Source organism: Actinokineospora globicatena, from assembly GCF_024171945.1.
In the GTDB taxonomy this organism is placed as follows: domain Bacteria; phylum Actinomycetota; class Actinomycetes; order Mycobacteriales; family Pseudonocardiaceae; genus Actinokineospora; species Actinokineospora globicatena.
This window is the reverse complement of record NZ_JAMTCR010000004.1, coordinates 816,878-837,967: the sequence shown is the minus strand read 5'-3', so window position 1 is coordinate 837,967 and position 21,090 is coordinate 816,878. Positions and strand designations below refer to the sequence as shown.

Genomic DNA, 21,090 nt, shown 5'->3' with positions numbered 1-21,090 from the left:
GGTTGCGTTCCCCGCCCGCCCGGGTGGGCGGACGCGGCACGTCCGTCTCGCGACGTGCACGGCACGTGAGGTCCCCAAAAACAGCTCGGACCCCGTGGTGCCAGGTGGCACGCCGGGGCCCGCTTCCAACCGATTGCCCGACGACAGGCGTCAGGACACACCACAGGACCACCAGGTGAGAACCCGATGGTCCGCGGCAACCGGACCCGGACACCTCGCGGTGGCCTGGGTGGGAGCGGGGGCTCCACTTTGCCGCCCCCGCGCTGACGGGGGCTGGTCGCACGTGCAAGGGTAGCAGACCGTGAACGACGCTTCCGCCACACCCGGCCCCGCCACCTCGGACGACACCCTGGACAACCTGCGCGAGCTGGCTGACATTCCCAGCGTCGAGGTGATCAGCCGAGCCGCCGTCATGCTGATGTCCGCCGCCGCCGAGCGCCTCGGCCTCGCCGACGAGGACCCGACCACCAGCCCGCGCCGCGACCTGGACGAGGCCCGCAGGCTGATCACCGCGCTCGCCGGGCTGGTGACCGCCTCGGTCGAGTACCTCGGCCCGCACGCCGCGCCGATCCGCGACGGCCTGCAGTCGCTGCAGAAGGCCTTCCGCGAGTACTCCGCGTTCCCGGACGAGCCGGGCCAGGGCCCCGGTGAGAAGTTCACCGGACCGGTCTACTGATCGCGAACTTTACGACCACAAGCGTGACCGCGGCCACACCGGGGAGGAAGGTGGAACGACCCGATCCCCTGGGAGGCAGCGATGCCCGGTTCCCCACCACCACCCGAGACAGACAGCGCTAACCCGCCGCGCCGACGCGACCGCACGCACCTGCTCTATGTAGCGGTGATCGTGGCGGTCGTGCTCGGCGTCGCAGTCGGTCTGCTGTTCCCGGGCGCCGCGAAGGGCTTGGCGCCGCTCGGAACGGCGTTCGTGGGGCTGGTGAAGATGATGATCAGTCCGATCATCTTCTGCACGATCGTGCTCGGCGTCGGGTCCGTGGCCAGGGCGAGCCGCGTCGGCCGGGTCGGCGGGCTGGCGCTGGGCTACTTCCTGGTGATGTCGACGGTGGCGCTGGCCATCGGGCTGCTGGTGGGCAACCTGCTGCACCCCGGGGACGGGCTGCGGCTGACCGAGGCGCTGCGGGCCAGCGGCGAGGCGCAGGCGGCCAAGGGCGGCGAGTCGACGACGGAGTTCCTGCTGGGGCTCATCCCGACGTCGCTGCTGTCGTCGCTCACCGAGGGGCAGGTGCTGCAAACCCTGCTGGTGGCGCTGCTGGTCGGGTTCGCGCTGCAGCTGATGGGGCCCTCCGGCGAGCCGGTGCTGCGCGGGGTGGGGCACGTGCAGCGGTTGGTGTTCCGGATCCTGGCCATGATCATGTGGGCCGCGCCGATCGGCGCGTTCGGGGCGATAGCCGCGGTGGTTGGCGCTACCGGGGCCGGTGCGCTCAAGAGCCTCGCCGTCATCATGTTGGGTTTCTACGCCACATGCGTGCTGTTCGTCGTAGTGGTGCTGGGTTTGCTCTTGTGGGCGGTGACGCGGCTCAACGTCTTCTCCTTGCTGCGCTACCTAGGCAGGGAGTTCCTCTTGATCCTGTCGACGTCGTCGTCGGAGGTAGCGCTGCCTCGGCTGATCGCAAAGATGGAGCATCTTGGTGTCAGCAAGCCGGTTGTGGGCATCGCCGTGCCCACGGGGTACTCGTTCAACCTCGACGGGACCGCGATCTACCTGACGATGGCGACGTTGTTCGTGGCCAACGCGACCGGGTCGCCGCTGTCGCTCGGCGAGCAGTTCTCCTTGCTGGTGTTCATGGTCGTGGCCGCGAAGGGCGCCGCCGGGGTGAGCGGGGCCGGGCTGGCGACGCTGGCGGGCGGGCTGCAGTCGCACCGGCCGGACCTGGTGGACGGCGTCGGGTTGATCGTGGGCATCGACCGGTTCATGTCGGAAGCCCGGGCGCTGACCAACTTCGCGGGCAACGCGGTGGCGACCGTGGTGATCGGCGCGTGGACCCGGGAGCTTGATCACGATCGGGCCGTCGCGGTGCTCTCCGGCCGCCAACCGTTTGACGAGGAGACCCAACTGGACGCAGGCGGCGGTGACGCTACGCGGGGGTCACCGCCGCCTGCGGCGCCGGACTCGTCCGCACGGGCGAACGCACGGGAAAGCGCTCGTGAGGCGTAGCCTGGCCGCGCTGTCGTTCGTTGTACCGCGTGAGCCGCCCGCGACCGATGCCCCCGGTGCGGGCGGTTCGGCGTAGCGGCCCCCGACCTCCGTCGTGCGCTGTACGGTGGCGATCATGACCTCTCGGTGGGCCTTCGTCGCCGCCCTCGCCACCACCGGCGCGCTGCTGCTGCGCCACCCCGCGCCGCCGGGGGCCGTGGGCGGCTGGGGCTGGTTGGTCCTGGTCGCCGCGACCGCCGCGCTGGTCGCGCTGTGGCGGTTCCCCGGCCGCGCGTGGCCGTGGGTGCTCGTCGTCGGTGGCGCGTTGAGCACGGCGGACGCGGTGTTGTGGGTGGACAACTGGCCGCTGCCGCCGGAGACCAGCGCGGCGGTCCGGCTCCAGGTGGTGTCGGTGATCACCTCGGTCGCCGCGGTGCTGCTGCTCCTCGGTGCCCTCGGGGGTGCCGGGCGGCTGCTCGCGGTGGAGCACCGGGCGCATGGCGCGGCGCTGGCCGGGATCGCGGTCGGCGCGTTCACCGCGAGCGGGCCGCTGGCCAGGTCCCGGTTCGAGCCCTCGATCTGGGACCTGGTGCCGTTCGTGGCCGCCGGTCTCGCGGTGGCGGGTGGCGCTGCCGCCGTGCTGGTGAGCAGGCGGGATTCCCGGACGACGGCAGGCCCGCCGTGGGTGCTCGCGGCTGGCGTGCTCGCTGTGGCCGCTAGCGCACTACCTGAGCTGGATGACCGTCTGCGACTGGTATCGGTGATCGCGCTGGTCGGACTGGCAGCGCTAACAGCGGTGCGGGCGACCCTTGAGACTACGGCGCTGGTGGTCGTCGCGGTGGTGGGGATCGCGTTGGTGCGGGCGGGGATTCGGCTCGATGGCCACCCGGTGGGAGCGCGGCCGAGCGTGTTGGCGTGGTTGGCATTGGTGGGCGGCGTGTTGGTGTTCGCCGCGTTTGCGCTGACTGCGGTGCGCGCGCTGCTATTCACCGTCACGGCTACCGCGGCGGGGTTGGTGCTACCGGTGTTCGTCGACGATGGCAGCGGGTATGCGATGGCACTACTCGGAGTTGGCGCAGGACTAGTGGTCCTCGCAGGCAGCGTTGTCGCTGAGCGATGCGGCGACTCACCGCTGGTGGTGGTCGTGCTCGGGTTGGCCGGGGCCTCAGCAGGACCGTTGGGAGATCTGGGCCTGGGCAACGGGGTCTTACTCGACAACAACCACCCCACGTGGTGGGTGACCCTGGCCCTAGTTGCTGCCGCCGCACTTGTCGCTACCGGCGCGGCGATGGAGCGCTACGGCACGCGTTCGCCGATCACCGCCGAACTGAGCGCCTAGTCGCGACCTCCCGCGCGGGAGGTCACGACTAGAGGCAATCGAGGTCTAGCGGATCGAGCCGGGCACTCGGTCCCAGCGGACGAACTTGAAGTTGGTGCTCTCGCGGTCTCCCGGGGTGTTCTCACCGTCGTGGAGGACCAAGAGGCCGTGGGGGTAGTCGCGGCCAAGCGGGGTGGTGACCACTGCGGCGCCGTCGCTGTGCTGGACGCCGTCCACTGTGGAGCTAGAGGCGACGGTGAAGCCACCGGTGTGCTTAGGGTTGCCGCGCGTGATGTCGTAGGTGACGAAGGTGCTGTCCCCCTGGCTAGAGGCCAGTAGCTGTTTTTCGCCCCTCTTGCCGTAGGCGATGGTGAGACCCTCGGCGTCGGCGGTGAGGTAGCGGCCTGCGGCGGGCGAAGGCGGGCCAGTGAAGCTGCACTCCTCGGTAGCGTCGTCGTACACGGCAGGCCTACCGAACTCGCGCACCTTGTCGACCAAAGCGGGCTTGCCGAATCGGCCGTGGCGCAGCGAGATTCGCCAGATGCCCACGTCTTCCTGAGCGGCATAGAGCGTGCCGTCGGTCGGGTCGAAGACCATGCCTTCGACCTGCGGCCCCTCCCCCGGCTCCGCACACGGCGACCAGTTGCCGCCCGGCACGGCAAACGTCGCAGGTAGGTCAACTGTGTCGACACGGCGGTAGGTGATACGGCCAGCACCGTCGTCGGCGAGCCGGAACACGCCGAGGCGGGTCTCGTGCCTCCTGCTCACCACGACCCAGGGCGCGCCACCGTCCGGGTCCGGCACCACGGTGAGGCCGTAGGCGGTGCGCTGCTCGTCGACCTCCGTCTCGGTGGCGCTGAACGCGCGCGGCGGCGTGGCGGTGGTGACATCGGTGAGCACACCGGCGCGGTCGATCGCGTAGACCCGGATGCGGTCGCGGCCCCGGTCGGAGACGACGGCGAGGTCGAGCGTGCGGCGGCCGACGCGGGCGCCCTGCACGATGTCGACGTTGTTGAACCGGCCCGCCTCGGCCTCCGGGGTGGGCGCCGGTGGGGTCGGGAAGTGCTGGACCTGGGTGCCGCCCAGGTCGAACACGGCGAGCCCGCCGTTCTTGAGGGTGCCGACGACGCGGCTGCGGTCCGAGCGCGCGTGGTTGACCCAGATGGCCGGGTCGTCGGCGTCGGCGCCCTCGTCGTCGTAGTTGGGCTGGGTCTCGACCGTCGCCCTGACCTGCGGGAGGTCGGCGGCGGCGGGTGAGGCGAGGAGGGGGAGCAAGACCAGGGAGCCGAGGACGGCCGCGGTGCGCATACGCGGTGATCCTGCCCACCGGCGCTGTCCACCCGGTGAACTCCGGGTCACCAGATCGGGTGCACCAGCCTGCGGATCGGGACGCCGCGGTGGCGCAACCGGGCGACCGGGGCGCGGTGCACGCCGTGGCCGTAGCTGATCGGCTGCAGGTCGGGGCTGACCGCGCGGACCACCCGGAACGGGCTGGTAGCCACGTCCGCGCTGGTCACGTCGACCACCGCGACCCGGATGCCCGCCGTGCCCAGCTGGCCCGCCAGGTCGGCGACCGAGGTGTCGAAGGCGGGTTCGGGCAGGTCGGCCAGCCGGGAGGTGCCGCCGCAGCGCAGCCGGTCGAAGGCCTCCATGCGGCCGAGCGGGAAGTAGAACGCGGCGTGGTCGAGCATCTCCCTGACCTCACCGGCGTGCCGGGGCGCGCGGTGGCCGTCGCGCAGCAGGGCGGCCAGGTGCGGCGCGGTCTGGGCCAGTTCGAGGACGGCGGCGCGGATGGCGGCGCGGGGCGAGCGGTCGGCGCCGAGGCCGAGGGAGATCGCGGGCCAGCGCCTGCCGTCGCCGATCGCGAGCGCGACGGCGGTGGTGCCGTAGGCGGAGGTCGGCAGCACGTACACCTCGACCGAGGGGCCCGCTTCGCGCAGCGCGTCGACGACGTCGGTGACCTCGATGTCGAGCGTGTCGTCCAGTTCGACGAACCGGCCCTTGGCGCCGGAGAGCCACGCGCACATCATGGCGTCGCGCTCGACCAGTTCCAGGGTCGCGCACACGGCAGCGCTATCGGCGTCCGCGCCCGCAGCGAGACCGTTAGACGTACCTTGGCTGATCAGGTGCTCTGGCAGGAGGCCCATCGCCAAGTAGCTGAAGACGGCGGGCACCCAGACGCTCTTGTCCGTGCCGAGCCAGTTGCCGCGCACCCACGGGTGGTCGATGCGCCGGTCGTAGGGGACGTAAGGGAAGCCGCGGGTCGCGTACTGCTCGGGCTCATAGAGGGGGAACTCGCGTGGGTCGAGCACCTCGCCCTCTAAGTCGGCCGCGCGCGCCCACACCACCCTGCCCGGGTCCGGTAGCGATGCCGAGTACCGCTCGATCGCTTCCCCTACCGCGGAGACGATCGCCGCGTGGCGGGTCATGCCCTTACCCCACCCGATCGGCATAGAGCGAACCTCGCGGCCGACCACTAGATGCGGCGGAGCTGCCGTGCCCACGAAGGGGCCACCTGTCAGCGGTTCGCTTACCGACACCCACGGGATGACACCGGTAAGAGGGTCGACCCAGCCCGCTAGCGCTTGGAGTAGCGCCTCGGGATCGTCTTCGTCTTCGGGGATGCCGACGGTGGCGATACCGTCCGCGCCGCCGCACAGGTCGCAGTCGGGCATGGGGATCACCTTGTGCCACAAGGGCTCACCCGCGCCGATCTCCACGACGTACCCGGCCAGCGCCTTGTCACCCTCCACGGCGGCCCGCACCATCTGGTCCAAGGCGGCGACCGCCTCGGCCGGGATCTCCCGGTCACGCACGACTTCCGTGGCGTCGGGGTCGCGCTCATCCGCCGTCGCGGCGGCAGCCCCAACCCGACGAGCCCTGGCGCACGCGGCGCACCCCGGCTCCCCCGGCACCGCCAACGGCCCTAGCTCGATAACACCGTCCACAACAGTCACGGTCAACGCGCGAGTCTTCGCCAACCGCGCTCTACGTTCGAACCCCGGGTCCTCGCCCCGCACGACCGCGAGCCGCGCGCCCTGAACCAATGGCTCACCGGACACCGTGACCTTCGACCCGAACTCCCGGCGCAGGCAGTCCCGCAGGTGCCGGTCCCACTCCCGGGACCGCACCGCGCGGGCGCGCGGCTCAGCCCTGGGTTCGAGCACCGGGACGACCACCATCTTGGTCGTCTCATCCCCCGGCAACGGGTCTCCCCCGGCCCGTCCAGCGTCCCCGACCCGCCCAGCGTCCGCGGCGCGCCCGTCGACCGCGGCGACGACACTCGCCGCGACCGCGCTCGAGGTGGCCTGCGTCGGGTCGTCCGCGCCCAGCACGACGGCCCGCGAGGTCACCTGGGTCGGTTCGTCGACGGCGGCCCCCGCCGCGACCCGCCCCGGGGTCACACGCGTGGGGTCGTCGACGCCGTTGCCCGTGTCACCCGGCACGCACTGGCCCCCGCTGGTCGGCCCCCGCCCGCACCGGGGCCATCCGCAGGCACTGCTCGCCGCGGCCCTGCCCGAGACCCGCCGCGGGCGCGCGGTGGCGGCCGCGCTCGAGCAGGCGGAACTCGGCGGGCGCGGTGATGCCCTTGCGGTCATCCCACGCGCGCACGCCCGCGCCGCCGTCGATGAGGGCGAGCGAGGCTGCGGTGACCCGGTGCGGCTTCACGACTCTGGCCTCGAGTTCCGTTGTCTCGAACACTGACGTCCTCCTCGCGCGACCCGCGAACTGTCGCGGCTACGAGGTAGGAGTCAGCATCCGCGACCGGGATACACCATGTCCAGATGTCGTTTCCGCTGGTTACCGCACGTCTCCGAGCGAACTCCGGCGGTAGTCGCCGCCGGTGACCCAGGCCACCGGCGGCGCCCCATCCGGTCACATCACGTGCGCGAGGAACTCCCCGGTGTAGCTGCCGTCGGCCTTGACGACGTCCTCCGGTGTGCCCTCCGCCACCACCATGCCGCCGCCGGAGCCGCCCTCGGGTCCCATGTCGACGATCCAGTCCGAGCCCTTGATGACGTCCAGGTTGTGCTCGATGACGATCACCGAGTTGCCCTTGTCGACCAGGCCGTTGATCACGCCGAGCAGCTTGCGGATGTCCTCGAAGTGCAGGCCGGTGGTCGGCTCGTCGAGGATGTAGACGGTGCGGCCGGTCGAGCGCTTCTGCAGCTCGCTGGCCAGCTTCACCCGCTGCGCCTCGCCGCCGGACAACGTCGGTGCGGGCTGGCCCAGCCGGACGTAGCCGAGGCCGACGTCGACCAGGGTGGCCAGGTGCCGGTGGATCGCCTTGATCGGCTCGAAGAAGGCGGCGGCCTCCTCGATCGGCATGTCCAGGATCTCGGCGATCGTCTTGCCCTTGTAGTGCACCTCCAGGGTCTCCCGGTTGTACCGGGCGCCCTTGCACACCTCGCACGGCACGTACACGTCCGGCAGGAAGTTCATCTCGATCTTGATGGTGCCGTCGCCCGCGCACGCCTCGCAGCGGCCGCCCTTGACGTTGAAGGAGAACCGGCCCGGCTGGTAGCCGCGCACCTTCGCCTCGGTCGTGGACGCGAACAGCTTGCGCATGTGGTCGAACACGCCGGTGTAGGTGGCGGCGTTGGAGCGCGGCGTGCGGCCGATCGGCGACTGGTCGACCTGCACCAGCTTGTCGACGTGCTCCAGGCCCTTGATCCGGGTGTGCCTGCCGGGCACCTGGCGGGCGCCGTTGAGCTTGTTCGCCAGCACCGTGGCCAGGATGTCGTTCACCAGCGTGCTCTTGCCCGACCCGGAGACACCGGTGACCGACACGAGCGCGCCCAGCGGGAAGGACACGTCGATACCGCGCAGGTTGTGCTCACGGGCACCGACCACCGTCAGCTGCCGCTTCTTGTCGATCGCGCGGCGGAGCGCGGGCATCGGGATCTCGCTGCGGCCCGACAGGTACGCGCCGGTCAGCGACTCCTTGTTCTTGAGCAGCTCCTTGAAGGTGCCGCTGTGCACGACCTTGCCGCCGTGCTCGCCCGCGCCGGGTCCGATGTCGACCACCCAGTCCGAGGCGCGGATGGTGTCCTCGTCGTGCTCGACCACGATCAGCGTGTTGCCCAGGTCGCGCAGCCGGGTCAGCGTCTCGATGAGCCGGTGGTTGTCGCGCTGGTGCAGGCCGATCGACGGCTCGTCGAGCACGTAGAGCACCCCGACCAGGCCGGACCCGATCTGCGTCGCCAACCGGATGCGCTGCGCCTCGCCGCCGGAGAGCGTGCCGGAGGCCCGGTCCAGGGAGAGGTAGTCGAGGCCGACGTCGAGCAGGAACCGCAGCCGCGCCTGGATCTCCTTGAGCACGGCGCCCGCGATCATCGTCTCGCGCTTGCCCAGCTTCAGGCCGTCGAGGAACGCCGAGCACTCGCCGATGGACATGTTGGACACCTCGGCGATGGACTTGTCGCCCTCGGTGCCGTGCGCCAGCGTGACCGCCAGGATCTCGGGCTTGAGCCGCGACCCCCGGCACGCGGGGCACGGCACCTCCCGCATGTACCCCTCGTACTTCTCGCGCATGTACTCGGAGTCGGTCTGCTCCTGGCGCCGCTCAAGGAACGGGATCACGCCCTCGTAGGCGGCGTAGTACGAGCGCTCGCGGCCGTAGCGGTTCTTGTAGCGGACGTGCACCTGGTCGCTCACCCCGTGCAGCACGGCCTTCTGCGCCTTCGCGCTCAGCCGCCGCCACGGGACGTCCATCCGGAACCCGATGGTCTCGGCGAGCGAGGTGAGCAGCCGCACGAAGTACTCCGCGGTCTGCCCGCCCGCCCACGGCGCGATGGCGCCGTCGGCCAGCGACAGCTCGTCGTCGGGGACGACCAGCTCCGGGTCGACCTCCTTCTTCACGCCGATGCCGGTGCACTCCGGGCACGCGCCGTAGGGCGAGTTGAAGGAGAACGACCGGGGTTCGAGGTCCTCGACGCCGAGCGGGTGGCCGTTGGGGCAGGCCAGGTGCTCGGAGAAGCCGCGGACGCGGTGCGGGTCGTTGTCGGGCAGGTCGACGAACTCCAGCTCGACCAGGCCGTCGGCCAGCCGCAGCGCGGTCTCCACCGAGTCGGTCAGCCGCTGCTTGGAACTCGCCTTCACCGCCAACCGGTCGATGATCACCGAGATGTGGTGCTTCTCCTGCTTCTTGAGCTTCGGCGGCTCGGTCAGCTGGTGCACCGCGCCGTCGACCAGCGCGCGCGAGTAGCCCTGGGTCTGCAGGTTCGCGAACAGGTCCAGGTACTCGCCCTTGCGGCCGCGCACGACCGGCGCCAGCACCTGGAAGCGGACCCCGGACTCCATCGCCAGCACCTGGTCGACGATCTGCTGCGGGGTCTGCTTGCTGATCGGCTCACCGCAGGTCGGGCAGTGCGGCTTGCCCGCGCGCGCGTAGAGCAGGCGCAGGTAGTCGTAGACCTCGGTGATGGTGCCGACCGTGGAACGCGGGTTGCGGCTGGTGGACTTCTGGTCGATGGACACCGCGGGCGAGAGGCCCTCGATGAAGTCGACGTCCGGCTTGTCCATCTGGCCGAGGAACTGCCTGGCGTAGGCCGAGAGCGACTCGACGTAGCGGCGCTGGCCCTCGGCGAAGATCGTGTCGAACGCGAGGCTGGACTTGCCCGAGCCGGAGAGCCCGGTGAACACCACGAGGCTGTCGCGGGGCAGGTCGATGTCCACGCCGCGCAGGTTGTGCTCCCGGGCGCCGCGAACGACGAGGCGGTCGGCCACTGAGGTCCCTTCGGTAGTGCTGAGCGGCGATCGCTCGGACCGCACTGCTCATGGGTCAACTGCTGGTGGGTGTGTCCAAATCTGGGTGCGCCGCCCCCCGCCGCCGCGGGCCCGGGGTACCCGCGGTGGTCGCGGCCGACGCCACCCGGTGGCGTGGGGCACCGGGCGCGGACCGTGCTCGACCTGCGGAACGACCTCGTGGCGATGGCTGCGGGAGTGGCGTTGGGGATGCTAGACGGGGGCACCGACAATTCTCGCCGACCGACCCCGGCCGTGCACCCGCGGAGCGGTACCCGCGAGTAGCCGAACCGGCCTACGCTGGTGGTGGGAGCGCGTTGCTCCGATCACACCAGCAGCACCAGTCGGGGGTGGGTATGAGCGTGTCCGACACGTCCACGAGCACGACCGATACGGCAACATCATCCCCCGGACTCCCTGGTCAGCGCCGCTCCGACGGGGAGAGCAGGGCCGGGGCCGCGCACCAGGCGGTGCGCGAGGCGTGGGTCGTGCTGCACCGGGTGGTCGCCGACCTGCCGGACCCGGCGTTCCGCGAGCCGAGCCTGCTCCCCGGCTGGTCGCGGGCGCACGTGGTCAGCCACCTCGCGCGCAACGCCGACGCGCTGGTCAACCTGCTGACCTGGGCGCGGACCGAGGTCGAGCACCCGGCGTACACCAGTCGGGCCGACCGCGACGCCGACATCGAGGACGGCGCGGGCCGCGAGGCGCGGGTGATCCGCGAGGACCTCTACGCCGCGTGTGACCGATTCCACACTGCTATCGCTCGGCTGGGTGAGAGCGAGTGGACGGCGACGGTCACGCACCCGTCCGGCCGCGCGCTGCCCGCCGCCGAGATCCCGGAGCTCGCGCTGTTCGAGGCGTGGAACCACCTGGTCGACCTGGACGCGGGCACCGGCTACGCCGACATCCCGGTGGCGCACCTGGACCGGCTGCTCGACCTCGCGGTCCGGCCGCACCGGGCGCGCGCCGACGGGCTGCCGCTGCGGCTGGTCGCGGACCTGCCCGACGGGCGTCAGCGCACCTGGGAGCTGGCCATCGCGACCCACTCCAGCTCGCGGGAGCTGACCGGACCGGCGCCGGTGGTACTCGGGTGGCTGGCAGGCAGGGGCGACGGGGCCGGGCTGACCGGGACGCCGCCGGAGTTGGGCGCCTGGGGCTGACGCTCGACCTTCGACCGCAGCCAGGCCCACGCGGTCGGGCCGTGCGCGGTCAGCCAGGCGTGCGCCGGGCGCTCCACGAGCCTGGTGATCGCCCAGCCGAGCAGCAGCGCCATCGCCACGCAGGCCAGCAGCCGACCCCAGGGGCCGATGCCCTTGTCGAGCAGGTACCTGGCCAGCACGAAGCCGAGTTCCTGGTGCACCAGGTAGACGCCAAAGGAGATCCCGGCCAGCCAGCGGATCGGCCGAGTCAGCCCGCGCAGCACCGCCCAGTCCGGTCCCCCGGCCGCGGCGACGATGCCGACGAGCACCACACCGAAGGCGATGGTGGACGGGGTGTCGGCGAAGTAGGAGTGCGCGTCCTGGGCGACCAGCACGGCGACCCCGTAGAGGGCCAGGTGCGGGCCGGACATCCGGTGCCTGGTCCACAGCCAGATCGCCACGCCGACGCCGAAGAGCGCGACCCGGTGCAGCGCCAGCCCGTCGAACAGCGACTTGACCCACTGCGCGGCGTCGTCGTGGCGCCAAACGAAGCGGATCACGACCGGCGCGACCACGAGGGTCCACAGGGTGATCGGGATGGCCTTGCCGCGCATCAGGCCCCTCGGCCAGATCAGGGCGGCGAGCACGAAGGACATGAGCTGCACGGGCAGCGTCCAGTACGAGGCGTCGACCCAGTGGAAGTCCGGCGCCCACGCCTGGATGAGTAAGAGGTTCGCCAGCAGGTCGGTGTGTGTGGGCAGGTACCAGCCGAAGGACGTGGCCACGGCGCGCGACACCGCGTAGGTCACGACTACCGCGACGAGGTAGGCCGGGAGTAGCCGGGCGACCCGGTTCCACAACCAGCGCTTGGGCGCTCCGCGGCGTACGGTCACGCAGACGAAGAACGCGGAGATCACCAACAGCGTGCTCGCGCCGAACTGCAACGGGAGCACGAAGGGGTACGGCCCGAGTTCCGCGTGGTTGATCGGCGACTGGTGGGTGATGTGCTGCACGACGACCGTGTACACGGCGACGACGCGCAGCACGTCCCAGCTGATCTTGCGCGGGGACCGCTTCTGGTTCGCTGTCTGGGGTGTCAGCACGAGCTCACAGGTGTCCGGCGACAGGGGTCGGTTTCATGTCACGCTCTGATAACAGGATAAGGGGCCGCACCGGGGGCCGCCGGAGGAGGTACCGTCGGCGCCCGTGGACCTCGTCGACGACTACACCGGGCACGTCGAACCCGGCGGTGCAGCCACCAGGCGCACCCTCCCCGCGCTGACCATCACCAAGGTCTCGGTCGGCCCGATGGACAACAACGCCTACCTCCTCACCTGCCGCGCCACCCGCGAGGGCCTGCTGGTCGACGCGGCCAACGACCCCGAGCGGCTCTCCGACCTCGTCGGCCACGGCCAAGACCGCCCGACGCTGCGCACCATCGTCACCACCCACCAGCACGCCGATCACTGGCAGGGCCTCGGCGCCACCGCGGGCGCCTTCGGAGCCAACACCATCGCCCACCCCCTCGACGCCGACCCCCTGCCAGTACCACCGGACGTCCTCGTCGAACACGGCGACACCATCAACGTGGGCGAGGTCACCCTCGAGGTCATCCACCTGCGCGGCCACACCCCCGGCTCCATCGCCCTGCTCTACCGCGACCCCACCGGCACCCCCCACCTCTTCACCGGCGACTCCCTCTTCCCGGGCGGCGTCGGCAAGACCTCCTCCCCGGAGAACTTCACCTCCCTCCTCGACGACGTCCAATCCCGAATCTTCGACGTCCTCCCCGACCCCACCTGGTTCTACCCAGGCCACGGCGACGACTCCACCCTCGGCGAACAACGCCCCCACCTAGCGGAGTGGCGCACCCGAGGCTGGTGACCCGCCTACCCTCGCTCCCCAGAGGCCGCCCACACCCCGTGGGCGGCCTCTTCCGTTGCGGCAACCCTCTCCGACGTCAGCTGTCCGGGTACTACGAATCATCGCTGGTCACGAAGTGTCGACGAGCGACAGGTCGCTGCCGTCAGCAGACCACTGGCGCGCGTTGAGCTGTAAAAGCGCGGATCCGCGCGTGCCGGATCGTCAAAAGCTGGCGACAGTAGGGAAATGGCAAGCGGGAACGGTCGGGGGGGTGGGGTGGGTGGGTACAGTCCGGGCGTGAGCTGTCGGTGTCAGTTGTGTGGTGGGGAACGGGATGAGTCGTTCTCCGGGGTGTTGGGCGCTGTGGAGCGGTTGGGGTGGGGGGTTGTCGGGGTCGCGGGGGCTCGGTTCGACATCGCGCACACTGTGGGGTTGTGGCACAGCTCGGGGGTGCCTGAGGTGGCGATGTTCGGGCTCGGCGGGGAGGACATGCTGGAGTGGTTGGGCCGGTGTGTGCGGCGGGGGCTCGACCAGGGGTGGCCGGAGGCGGGGGTGGCGTTCGGTGGGGTGATCGACGGGGCCGAGACGCGGTTGCGGGTGATGGACGGGTCGTGGTTCGGCGGGTTGTTCGGGGCGGCGCGGCACTTCTACGGGGAGGTGGTGCCGGTGTCGCAACTGGTGTGGCCGGATGACGCCGGGCGCTGGCCGTGGGACGACGACGCGGCCGCGGACGTGCGGGAGTCGCAGCCGCGCGGGTGGGCGCCGGTGGCCGAGCAGCCCGCCGGGTCGTGGCGGTTGATCGGCGAACTCGGGGCGGACTACCCGTTCCCGGTCAGCCCGGACGCGCTGGCGCTGACCAGCAGGTCCATTGTGGACGGAGCGAGGTCGCCCGTGCTCGTCGCCAGGGGTGAGGGCCTCTACGACGTGCTCGACGAGCGCGGCTACCAGGCCGAAGACCTCACCCTCGCCCACCTCGGCGACATCACCACCCGCCACCCGGGACTAACCGGAGCGGCCTACCTGGGCGACGACGAAGCAGCGCTAGTCGCGGACGGCACCTGGACCCGCGTACCCAGGACCCCCGAACAGCTGGAAGCCAGCGTCACCGCGTGGCAGCGCGTGAGCACGGCATGATCGACCACACCTTCACGGTCCCGCTGGACCACTCGGACCCCACCGGACCGACCATCGAGGTCTACGCGCGAGAGGTCACAAGAGGCCGCACAGACCTCCCCTACCTCCTCTATCTCAACGGCGGCCCCGGATTCCCCTCACCGCGTCCCATAGGCGGCGAAGGATGGATCCGACGCGCTACCGCCGACTACCGCCTCTTGCTGCTAGACCAGCGCGGCACCGGTAGGTCTACCCCAGTCACCCGCCATTCCCTTGCCCAGCAAGGTGATCCGCAACAGCAGGCGGCCTACCTCAAGCACTTCCGCGCGGACTCCATCGTCAAGGACTCCGAGTTCATCCGCCAGGCTCTTACCGGCGGTGACAAGTGGAGCGTGCTCGGCCAGAGCTTCGGCGGCTACTGCGCCGTCACCTACCTCTCGTTCGCGCCAGAGGGTCTATCGGAGGTCTACGTCACCGGTGGCCTCCCGCCTCTAGAGTCCACAGCGGACGACATCTACCGCGCTCTCTACAAGACAGTCCTGGGTAAGAACGCCGCCCACTACGAGCGCTACCCGGAGGACGTCGAGCGAGCCGCCGCAGTCGCCCGGTTCCTGAGCAACAACCACGTCCTACTCCCCACCGGCCGCGCATTGACCGTAGAGACGTTCCAGGCGCTAGGAAACCTCTTAGGCGCCTCAACCGGCAGCGCCCGTCTGCACTACCTGCTGGAAGCCCCGTTCGACGGCGGCCACCTCGCGGACACCTTCTTGTTCGATGTCGAACGCGAGCTCTCTTGGGCCTCCACAGCGCCCTTGTACTTCCTGCTGCACGAGCCCTCTTACGCGCGCGGGCCCGGCGCGACGCAGTGGTCAGCGCAACGGGTCCGCGCGGAGTTCCCCGAGTTCAACAGCGTCGACCCGGTGCTGTTCACCGGCGAGATGGTCTACCCCGCGCAGTTCGACACCGACCCCGCGCTGGCCCCGTTCCGCGACACGGCCCACCTCATCGCGCGGGACGACGCCTGGTCGCCGCTCTACGACATCGACCGGCTCAAGGCGAACGAGGTCCCCGTCGCGGCGGCCGTGTACAACGACGACATGTACGTCGCGCGCGAGTTCTCGCTGGACACCGCGCGCACGATCGCGGGCACCCGGTCCTGGCTGACCGCCGAGTACGAGCACGACGGCCTGCGGGTCAGCGACGGCGCGGTGCTGGACCGGCTGATCACCATGCTCAGGCGCGAAGAAGGCCCCGGACACGCTGGATGAACTCGTCCGGCAGCTCCTCAGGCGGGGTGAGCAGCGCCTTGCCCTCCACCGCGATGGCGTTGCCGACGAGCACCACATCGGCGTGGCACGGCAGGCCCGCCTCCTCCAGCGGGCCGACCAGCGGCCGGAACCGCCCCGAGGTCTGCCTGCCCAGCTCGCCGATGTCGCGGCCGTCCACCCGCAGCGCCACGACCACACTGGTCGACCGGGGACCGGCGCGCTCGACCAAGTGCAGGCTGGCCACCACGAGAGCCTTGCCCGGCAGGTACGCCGAGGCCATCAGCGGCACCAGCACGTCGAGGTGCTCGCTCTCCCTGGTCAGCTGGAACGGCCGACCGGGCGGGAGGTGCGGGACGAGCGGGTCGACGGTGTTGAGCGGCAACGCGAACTCGGGCTCGGCGAGGTCGAGCGCGACCGAACAGGCGAACTCGGGGTGCTCCTTAGTCCACCACAACCGAACATCGCAGCGCCCGGAGCCACCGATCAGCTCTAACGGGACCCGGTAGGCGTCAGCGGCCGCACTCGGCAATGTGCCGACAGCGTGCCCTTCGACTAAGACCTGCACGTGGTCGTCACGCAGCCGTAGCTCTGCCTGCGAGACCCTCTCCCCCGTCGGCTCTGGACCCGAGATCGCGCGCACAACCGCCGTTTGCTCTACCACCGGCACACAGAAGAACCCGCGCCCCCGCAACGGTGGCGCTAGATCCGCCGCCCGGGGCAACGGAACCTGCGGCCCCCGCCGCGCGGCGAGAATGCCTTGCAGGCGGGCGAAATCATCTTGGTGCGCGCGGGTGAACGCCAGTTGGTAGCTACGGCCGTCACGCAGTCTTAGGTCTAGCCGCCCGTTGCGCAGCGGCCCGGCCTCGTGCACCGTCACGGCAGCGATATCGCGCAGGTCGACGGTCAACGGCCCACCGCCCAAGGCAAGTCTGCCGACGGCGTTGGTCGGGGTGACCCACAAGTGGCCACCGTCGAGCGTCACGGAGATGCCGATGCCGTCCACGCACGCGCCTCCTCACCCCGGCCCCATGCCCTCCTCCGATGTTACGCACCGGGTCCAGACCAGCGGCAGCCTCCGCGCACGGTCCACAAGCCCCTGACGTCAGGGGCTCGCGGACCCGCGCGGTCGGTCAGGACGCCACGTACTCCCGCAGGTGCTGGGCCGTGCGGGTGTCCCCGCGCTGGACCAGGTCCGCCGGGGTGCCGGTGAACACGACCCGGCCGCCGTCGTGGCCCGCGCCCGGCCCCAGGTCGATGATCCAGTCCGCGTGCGCCATCACCGCCTGGTGGTGCTCGATGACGACCACGGTGTTGCCGTCGTCGACCAGCCGGTCGAGCAGGCCGAGAAGCTGGTCGACGTCGGCCAGGTGCAGGCCGGTGGTCGGCTCGTCGAGCACGTAGGTGGATCCCTTCTCCGCCATGCGGATCGCGAGCTTGAGCCGCTGCCGCTCACCGCCGGACAGGGTGGTCAGCGGCTGCCCGAGGCTCAGGTAGCCGAGACCGACGTCGACGAGCCGGTCGAGGATCTTGCGGCCCGCCGGGACCTTGAGGAAGTCGTGCGCCTCGGCGACCGACATGGCCAGGACCTCGCTGATGGAGCGCCCGTCGAGCTTGTGCGCCAACACCTGCGGGGTGAAGCGCTTGCCCTCGCAGTCCTCGCACACCGAGGCCACCCCGGCCATCATCGCCAGGTCCGTGTAGACCAACCCGATGCCCTTGCAGGTCGGGCAGGCGCCCTCGGAGTTGGCGCTGAACAACGCGGGCTTGACCCCGTTGGCCTTGGCGAAGGCGGTTCGGATCGGGTCGAGCAGGCCGGTGTAGGTGGCCGGGTTGCTGCGCCGGGAGCCGCGGATGGCGGACTGGTCCACCACAACTACCCCGGACCGCTTCGACAGGGAGCCGTGGATCAGCGAGCTCTTGCCCGACCCGGCGACCCCGGTGACGACGGTCAGCACACCCAGCGGGACGTCCACGTCGACGTTGTCCAGGTTGTGGGTGTTGGCGCCGCGGATGGGGATCTGGCCGGTCGCGGTGCGCGGCTGGGGCCGCAGGCGCGCGCGGTGCCCGAGGTGGCGGCCGGTGAGGGTGTCGGAGGCGGTGAGACCGGCGAAGTCGCCGCTGTAGCAGAGGCGGCCGCCGTGGCTGCCCGCGCCGGGACCGAGGTCGACGACGTGGTCGGCGATCCGGATGACCTCGGGCTTGTGCTCGACGACCAGCACCGTGTTGCCCTTGTCGCGCAACCGGAGCAGCAGGTCGTTCATCCGCGCGATGTCGTGCGGGTGCAGGCCGACGGTGGGCTCGTCGAACACGTAGGTGACGTCGGTGAGGCTGGACCCCAGGTGCCGCACCATCTTGACCCGCTGCGACTCGCCGCCGGAGAGGGTTCCCGATTCACGATCCAGGCTCAGGTAGCCCAACCCGATCTCCACCAGCGAGTCGAGCGTGCCGCGTAGCACCGAAAGCAGGGGGCCGACCGACGGGTCCTCTATCTTGCCGACGAACGCGGCGAGGTCGCTGATCTGCATCGCGGCGCAGTCGGCGATGGTGTGGCCGTCGATGGTCACCGAGAGCGCGGCGCGGTTGAGCCGCGCGCCCTCGCACGCGCCGCAGGTGGCGAAGGTGACCGCGCGGTCGACGAACGTCCGGATGTGCGACTGCATCGAGTCACGCTCCTTGCTCAGGTACAGCCGCTGGACCTTGACCACCAGGCCCTCGTAGCTGAGGTTCATCGTGCCGACCTTGATCTTCGTGAGCGGCTTGTGCAGGAAGTCGGCCAGCTCGACCTCGGTGTAGTCGCGGATCTTCTTGTCCGGGTCGAGCAGGCCGGACTGGGCGAAGGCCTGCCAGTACCAGGAGTCCACGGCGAAGTTCGGCGCCGTGATGGCGCCCTCGTTGAGCGACCGGTCCCGGTCGACCAGCTCGTCGACGTCGACCGCCGAGACCCGGCCGAGGCCCTCGCACTCCGGGCACATGCCCTCGGGGCCGTTGAAGCTGAACGCGCCCGCGCCGCCGATGTGCGGGGTGCCCAGCCGGGAGAACAGGATGCGCACCATGGTGAACGCGTCGGTCGCGGTGCCGACGGTGGAGCGGGCGTTGGCACCCATCCGCTCCTGGTCGACGATGATCGCGGCGCTGAGGTTGTGCAGTGCGTCCACGTCCGGCCTGCTCTGGGCGGGCATGAAGGACTGGACGAACGCGGTGTAGGTCTCGTTGATCATGCGCTGGGACTCCGCGGCGATGGTGCCGAAGACCAGCGAGGACTTGCCGGAGCCGGACACGCCGGTGAACACGGTGAGCCTGCGCTTGGGCAGGTCGAGGGAGATGTCGGCCAGGTTGTTCTCCCTGGCCCCCCTGACCTGGATGACGTCGTGGGAGTCCGCGGGGTGAAGCTGCATGGGTGATTCCTTACAGGGTAAACTGACCTCGGCCCGGTCACTTTACGCTATAAGGAGATGGTGCGTGGTGGTGTTCGCCGCCCAGGGCGACCCCCGTCGGACGATGGCCCTGCTCTGGCGCGGCCCGGACGCCGCGCAGGCGCGCCCGGGGCCGCGGCCGACGCTGAGCGTGGCCGCGATCATCGAGGCCGCCGTGGCGGTCGCCGACGCCGAGGGCATGGCCGGGTTGTCGATGCGCGCGGTCGGCGAGGCGCTCGGCCGCACCGCGATGGCGCTCTACACCTACGTCGCGGACAAGGCGGAGCTGCTCGACCTGATGTACGACCACGTCCACGGCGAACTGGTCGCGGACGCGCTCGACGACTGGCGGGCCGGGGTCACCGCGTGGGCGTGGGAGCGGTGGGAGTTCTACCTGCGCCACCCGTGGGTCCTGCACGTGTCGATGGCGCGGCCGGTGCTCGGGCCCAAGGAGCTCGACTCGGCCGAGCGGCTGCTGCGCGTGCTGCGGCCCGCGGGGCTGCCCGCGCCGGTGGTGGTCGGCGTGATGAGCGAGCTGACCTACCTGGTGCAGGGCGCGGCGGCTGTGGTCAACGACTCGCGCCGGGCCGCGCGCGAGACCGGGCAGTCCGACGAAGAGTGGTGGTACGCGCGCTCAGCGGAGTTGATCGAGGTCGCGCCCGGGTTCGGGGAGCGGTACCCGTTGCTGACGTGGGTGCAGAGCAACAAGGAGATCAACGAGTCCGAGCCGTACATGGAGCAGGAGGCGCGGGTGAGCTTTGAGGTCGGCCTCGGGGTGTTGCTGGACGGGATCGCGGTCAGAGCAAACTGATCAAAGCGCCCGCAACACCAGCGCCGACCAACGTTGCGACCACACCCCACCGCAAGCACACCGTTGCGATGGCGAGCATGACGAACTGCCACCAGTGCGTCAGCGTGAGCATCAGTGGGATGACGGTCCCCGCGATTGCGCCGATCGCCGCCGCCCCCGCACCGGTGAGGAACGCCTGGGCACGTTTGTTGTCTCGCAGCCGGTCCAGGCGCGGGCCACCCAAGAGGACGAACACGAACGACGGCGCGAACGCGATGGTCGCCGCGAGGAGACCGCCCGCCAACCCGGCGGCCGCGTACCCGACAACGGCGATGGTTTGCACTACCGGCCCCGGGGTGATCTGCCCGAGCGCGACAGCGTTAAGGAACTCGGCGTCGGTCATCCACCCGTGGACGTCGACGGCGTCCTCGCGCATCAACGGGATGATCACGAACCCGCCGCCGTAGGACAGGGCCCCGACCTTGGCCGCGACCCACACCAGTCCCCCACTGGCGGGCAACCCGGCGAGCACCGGCCAGGCCATCTGGTTGGCCGACGGCACCCGCACGGACATCTCCACCGCGCCCGCCACGACCAGGACGACCACAACCCAGGGCCCCGTCACCGCCGCCGCGACAATGCCCGCCGCGAGGTAGGCGATCCACCTGGCCCGCGCCGCCCGCTCAACGCCCGCCCGCTTCCAACTGCCGGGAATGAGCCCCCACGCGGCATGGGCGGCCACGGCGGGCACCGCGGCTCCAGCCCCGGCGGCAGCACCAAGCACCCAGGCAGGCGCGTGCTCGGCGAGAACCAGCGCGGCGAGGGCGAGGATCAGCACCAACCCCGGCACGATGAAACACAACCCACCGACGATCGCCCCCGCCGCCCCCCGCAACCGCCAAGCGCAGAGAATCGCCAACTGGGTCGACGCGGGCCCCGGCAACAGATTCGTCACCGCGACCCCATCCTCGAACTCCCCCTCACTCATCCACCCCCGCTTGGCAACCACCAACCCCCTCAACAACGCCACATGCGCAGGCGGCCCCCCAAACCCCAGACACCCAATCCGCCCCCACTCCCACGCGATGGTCCGCAACCCCACATCCACCCCCGAATCCTCGCGCACCCCCCGCAACACCAAGACATCCGCCTGATGAACACCACCCCTGAGCCCGGACGACCACCCAGGTCGCGGCCGCCAACTGGTCGACGGGGCGAAGTCAACGTGGATGGTTGGGAGATAGCCGTGGAGGACGCCGTGCGTGACGCTTGCGGCTAGGTGAC

Annotated in this window: 15 protein-coding genes and 1 pseudogene; 8 read left to right on the top strand and 8 right to left on the bottom strand. The window is 70.7% G+C overall.

Going from position 1 to position 21,090, the window contains the following annotated elements; genetic code table 11:
• Nucleotides 1–301: 301 nt before the first annotated feature.
• The 3 genes from LV79_RS22675 to LV79_RS22665 all read left to right on the top strand — a co-directional run bounded on the left by LV79_RS22675 (nt 302) and on the right by LV79_RS22665 (nt 3,494).
• Nucleotides 302–676, top strand: coding sequence for a DUF1844 domain-containing protein (locus LV79_RS22675; RefSeq protein ID WP_253840187.1), 375 nt, complete (start codon nt 302–304; stop codon nt 674–676).
• 81 nt (nt 677–757) lie between these two features.
• Nucleotides 758–2,176, top strand: a complete 1,419-nt coding sequence (locus LV79_RS22670; protein WP_253840186.1) for a cation:dicarboxylate symporter family transporter — start codon at nt 758–760, stop codon at nt 2,174–2,176.
• 115 nt (nt 2,177–2,291) lie between these two features.
• Complete coding sequence (locus tag LV79_RS22665) at nt 2,292–3,494, top strand: hypothetical protein (RefSeq protein WP_253840185.1); 1,203 nt, start codon at nt 2,292–2,294, stop codon at nt 3,492–3,494.
• Between the two features lie 45 nt (nt 3,495–3,539).
• On the opposite strand, the gene LV79_RS22660 is transcribed toward LV79_RS22665, so the two are convergent.
• The 4 genes from LV79_RS22660 to uvrA form a co-directional block, all read right to left on the bottom strand.
• Nucleotides 3,540–4,781: a phytase gene (locus LV79_RS22660; RefSeq protein WP_253840184.1), complete on the bottom strand. Its 1,242-nt coding sequence runs from the start codon at nt 4,779–4,781 to the stop codon at nt 3,540–3,542.
• A 47-nt stretch (nt 4,782–4,828) separates the two neighbouring features.
• Nucleotides 4,829–6,919, bottom strand: coding sequence for a TOMM precursor leader peptide-binding protein (locus tag LV79_RS22655; protein WP_253840183.1), 2,091 nt, complete (start codon nt 6,917–6,919; stop codon nt 4,829–4,831).
• Complete coding sequence (locus LV79_RS22650; protein ID WP_253840182.1) at nt 6,909–7,175, bottom strand: hypothetical protein; 267 nt, start codon at nt 7,173–7,175, stop codon at nt 6,909–6,911. The genes LV79_RS22655 and LV79_RS22650 overlap by 11 nt, the downstream gene beginning before the upstream one ends.
• 174 nt (nt 7,176–7,349) lie before the next feature.
• Nucleotides 7,350–10,202 (bottom strand): excinuclease ABC subunit UvrA, encoded by a 2,853-nt coding sequence (uvrA, locus tag LV79_RS22645; protein ID WP_253840181.1) that lies wholly within the window; start codon nt 10,200–10,202, stop codon nt 7,350–7,352.
• 50 nt (nt 10,203–10,252) lie between these two features.
• Here uvrA and LV79_RS22640 point away from each other — a divergent pair.
• Nucleotides 10,253–11,266, top strand: a pseudogene (locus tag LV79_RS22640) (maleylpyruvate isomerase N-terminal domain-containing protein); the annotation flags it as partial.
• Here LV79_RS22640 and LV79_RS22635 read toward each other — a convergent pair.
• Nucleotides 11,233–12,462 carry an acyltransferase family protein gene (locus LV79_RS22635; RefSeq protein WP_253840180.1) on the bottom strand — a complete coding sequence of 410 codons (1,230 nt, stop codon included), beginning with the start codon at nt 12,460–12,462 and terminating at the stop codon, nt 11,233–11,235. The pseudogene LV79_RS22640 and the gene LV79_RS22635 overlap by 34 nt on opposite strands.
• Nucleotides 12,463–12,565: 103 nt before the next feature.
• On the opposite strand from LV79_RS22635, the gene LV79_RS22630 reads away from it, so the two are divergent.
• The 3 genes from LV79_RS22630 to LV79_RS22620 all read left to right on the top strand — a co-directional run bounded on the left by LV79_RS22630 (nt 12,566) and on the right by LV79_RS22620 (nt 15,603).
• On the top strand, nt 12,566–13,243 hold the full coding sequence (locus LV79_RS22630; RefSeq protein ID WP_253840179.1) for an MBL fold metallo-hydrolase: 678 nt from the start codon (nt 12,566–12,568) through the stop codon (nt 13,241–13,243).
• A gap of 276 nt (nt 13,244–13,519) precedes the next feature.
• Nucleotides 13,520–14,356, top strand: a complete 837-nt coding sequence (locus LV79_RS22625; RefSeq protein WP_253840178.1) for a DUF4262 domain-containing protein — start codon at nt 13,520–13,522, stop codon at nt 14,354–14,356.
• Nucleotides 14,332–15,603, top strand: a complete 1,272-nt coding sequence (locus LV79_RS22620; RefSeq protein WP_253840177.1) for an alpha/beta fold hydrolase — start codon at nt 14,332–14,334, stop codon at nt 15,601–15,603. The genes LV79_RS22625 and LV79_RS22620 overlap by 25 nt, the downstream gene beginning before the upstream one ends.
• Here LV79_RS22620 and LV79_RS22615 read toward each other — a convergent pair.
• Nucleotides 15,569–16,606, bottom strand: coding sequence for a DUF4429 domain-containing protein (locus LV79_RS22615; RefSeq protein ID WP_253840176.1), 1,038 nt, complete (start codon nt 16,604–16,606; stop codon nt 15,569–15,571). The two genes, LV79_RS22620 and LV79_RS22615, sit on opposite strands and share 35 nt — an antisense overlap.
• A gap of 127 nt (nt 16,607–16,733) precedes the next feature.
• Complete coding sequence (locus tag LV79_RS22610; RefSeq protein WP_253840175.1) at nt 16,734–18,998, bottom strand: ATP-binding cassette domain-containing protein; 2,265 nt, start codon at nt 18,996–18,998, stop codon at nt 16,734–16,736.
• A 64-nt stretch (nt 18,999–19,062) separates the two neighbouring features.
• Between LV79_RS22610 and LV79_RS22605 the strand changes: the two genes are divergently transcribed.
• On the top strand, nt 19,063–19,827 hold the full coding sequence (locus LV79_RS22605) for a TetR/AcrR family transcriptional regulator C-terminal domain-containing protein (RefSeq protein WP_253840174.1): 765 nt from the start codon (nt 19,063–19,065) through the stop codon (nt 19,825–19,827).
• On the opposite strand, the gene LV79_RS22600 is transcribed toward LV79_RS22605, so the two are convergent.
• Nucleotides 19,814–20,908, bottom strand: a complete 1,095-nt coding sequence (locus LV79_RS22600; RefSeq protein WP_253840414.1) for a chromate transporter — start codon at nt 20,906–20,908, stop codon at nt 19,814–19,816. The genes LV79_RS22605 and LV79_RS22600 overlap by 14 nt on opposite strands.
• Nucleotides 20,909–21,090: the final 182 nt, after the last annotated feature.

Coding starts and splice junctions, on each gene's coding strand:
- LV79_RS22670 (WP_253840186.1), top strand. CDS start 758: ATGCCCGGTTCCCCACCACCACCCGAGACAGACAGCGCTAACCCGCCG.
- LV79_RS22665 (WP_253840185.1), top strand. CDS start 2,292: ATGACCTCTCGGTGGGCCTTCGTCGCCGCCCTCGCCACCACCGGCGCG.
- LV79_RS22660 (WP_253840184.1), bottom strand. CDS start 4,781: ATGCGCACCGCGGCCGTCCTCGGCTCCCTGGTCTTGCTCCCCCTCCTC.
- LV79_RS22610 (WP_253840175.1), bottom strand. CDS start 18,998: ATGCAGCTTCACCCCGCGGACTCCCACGACGTCATCCAGGTCAGGGGG.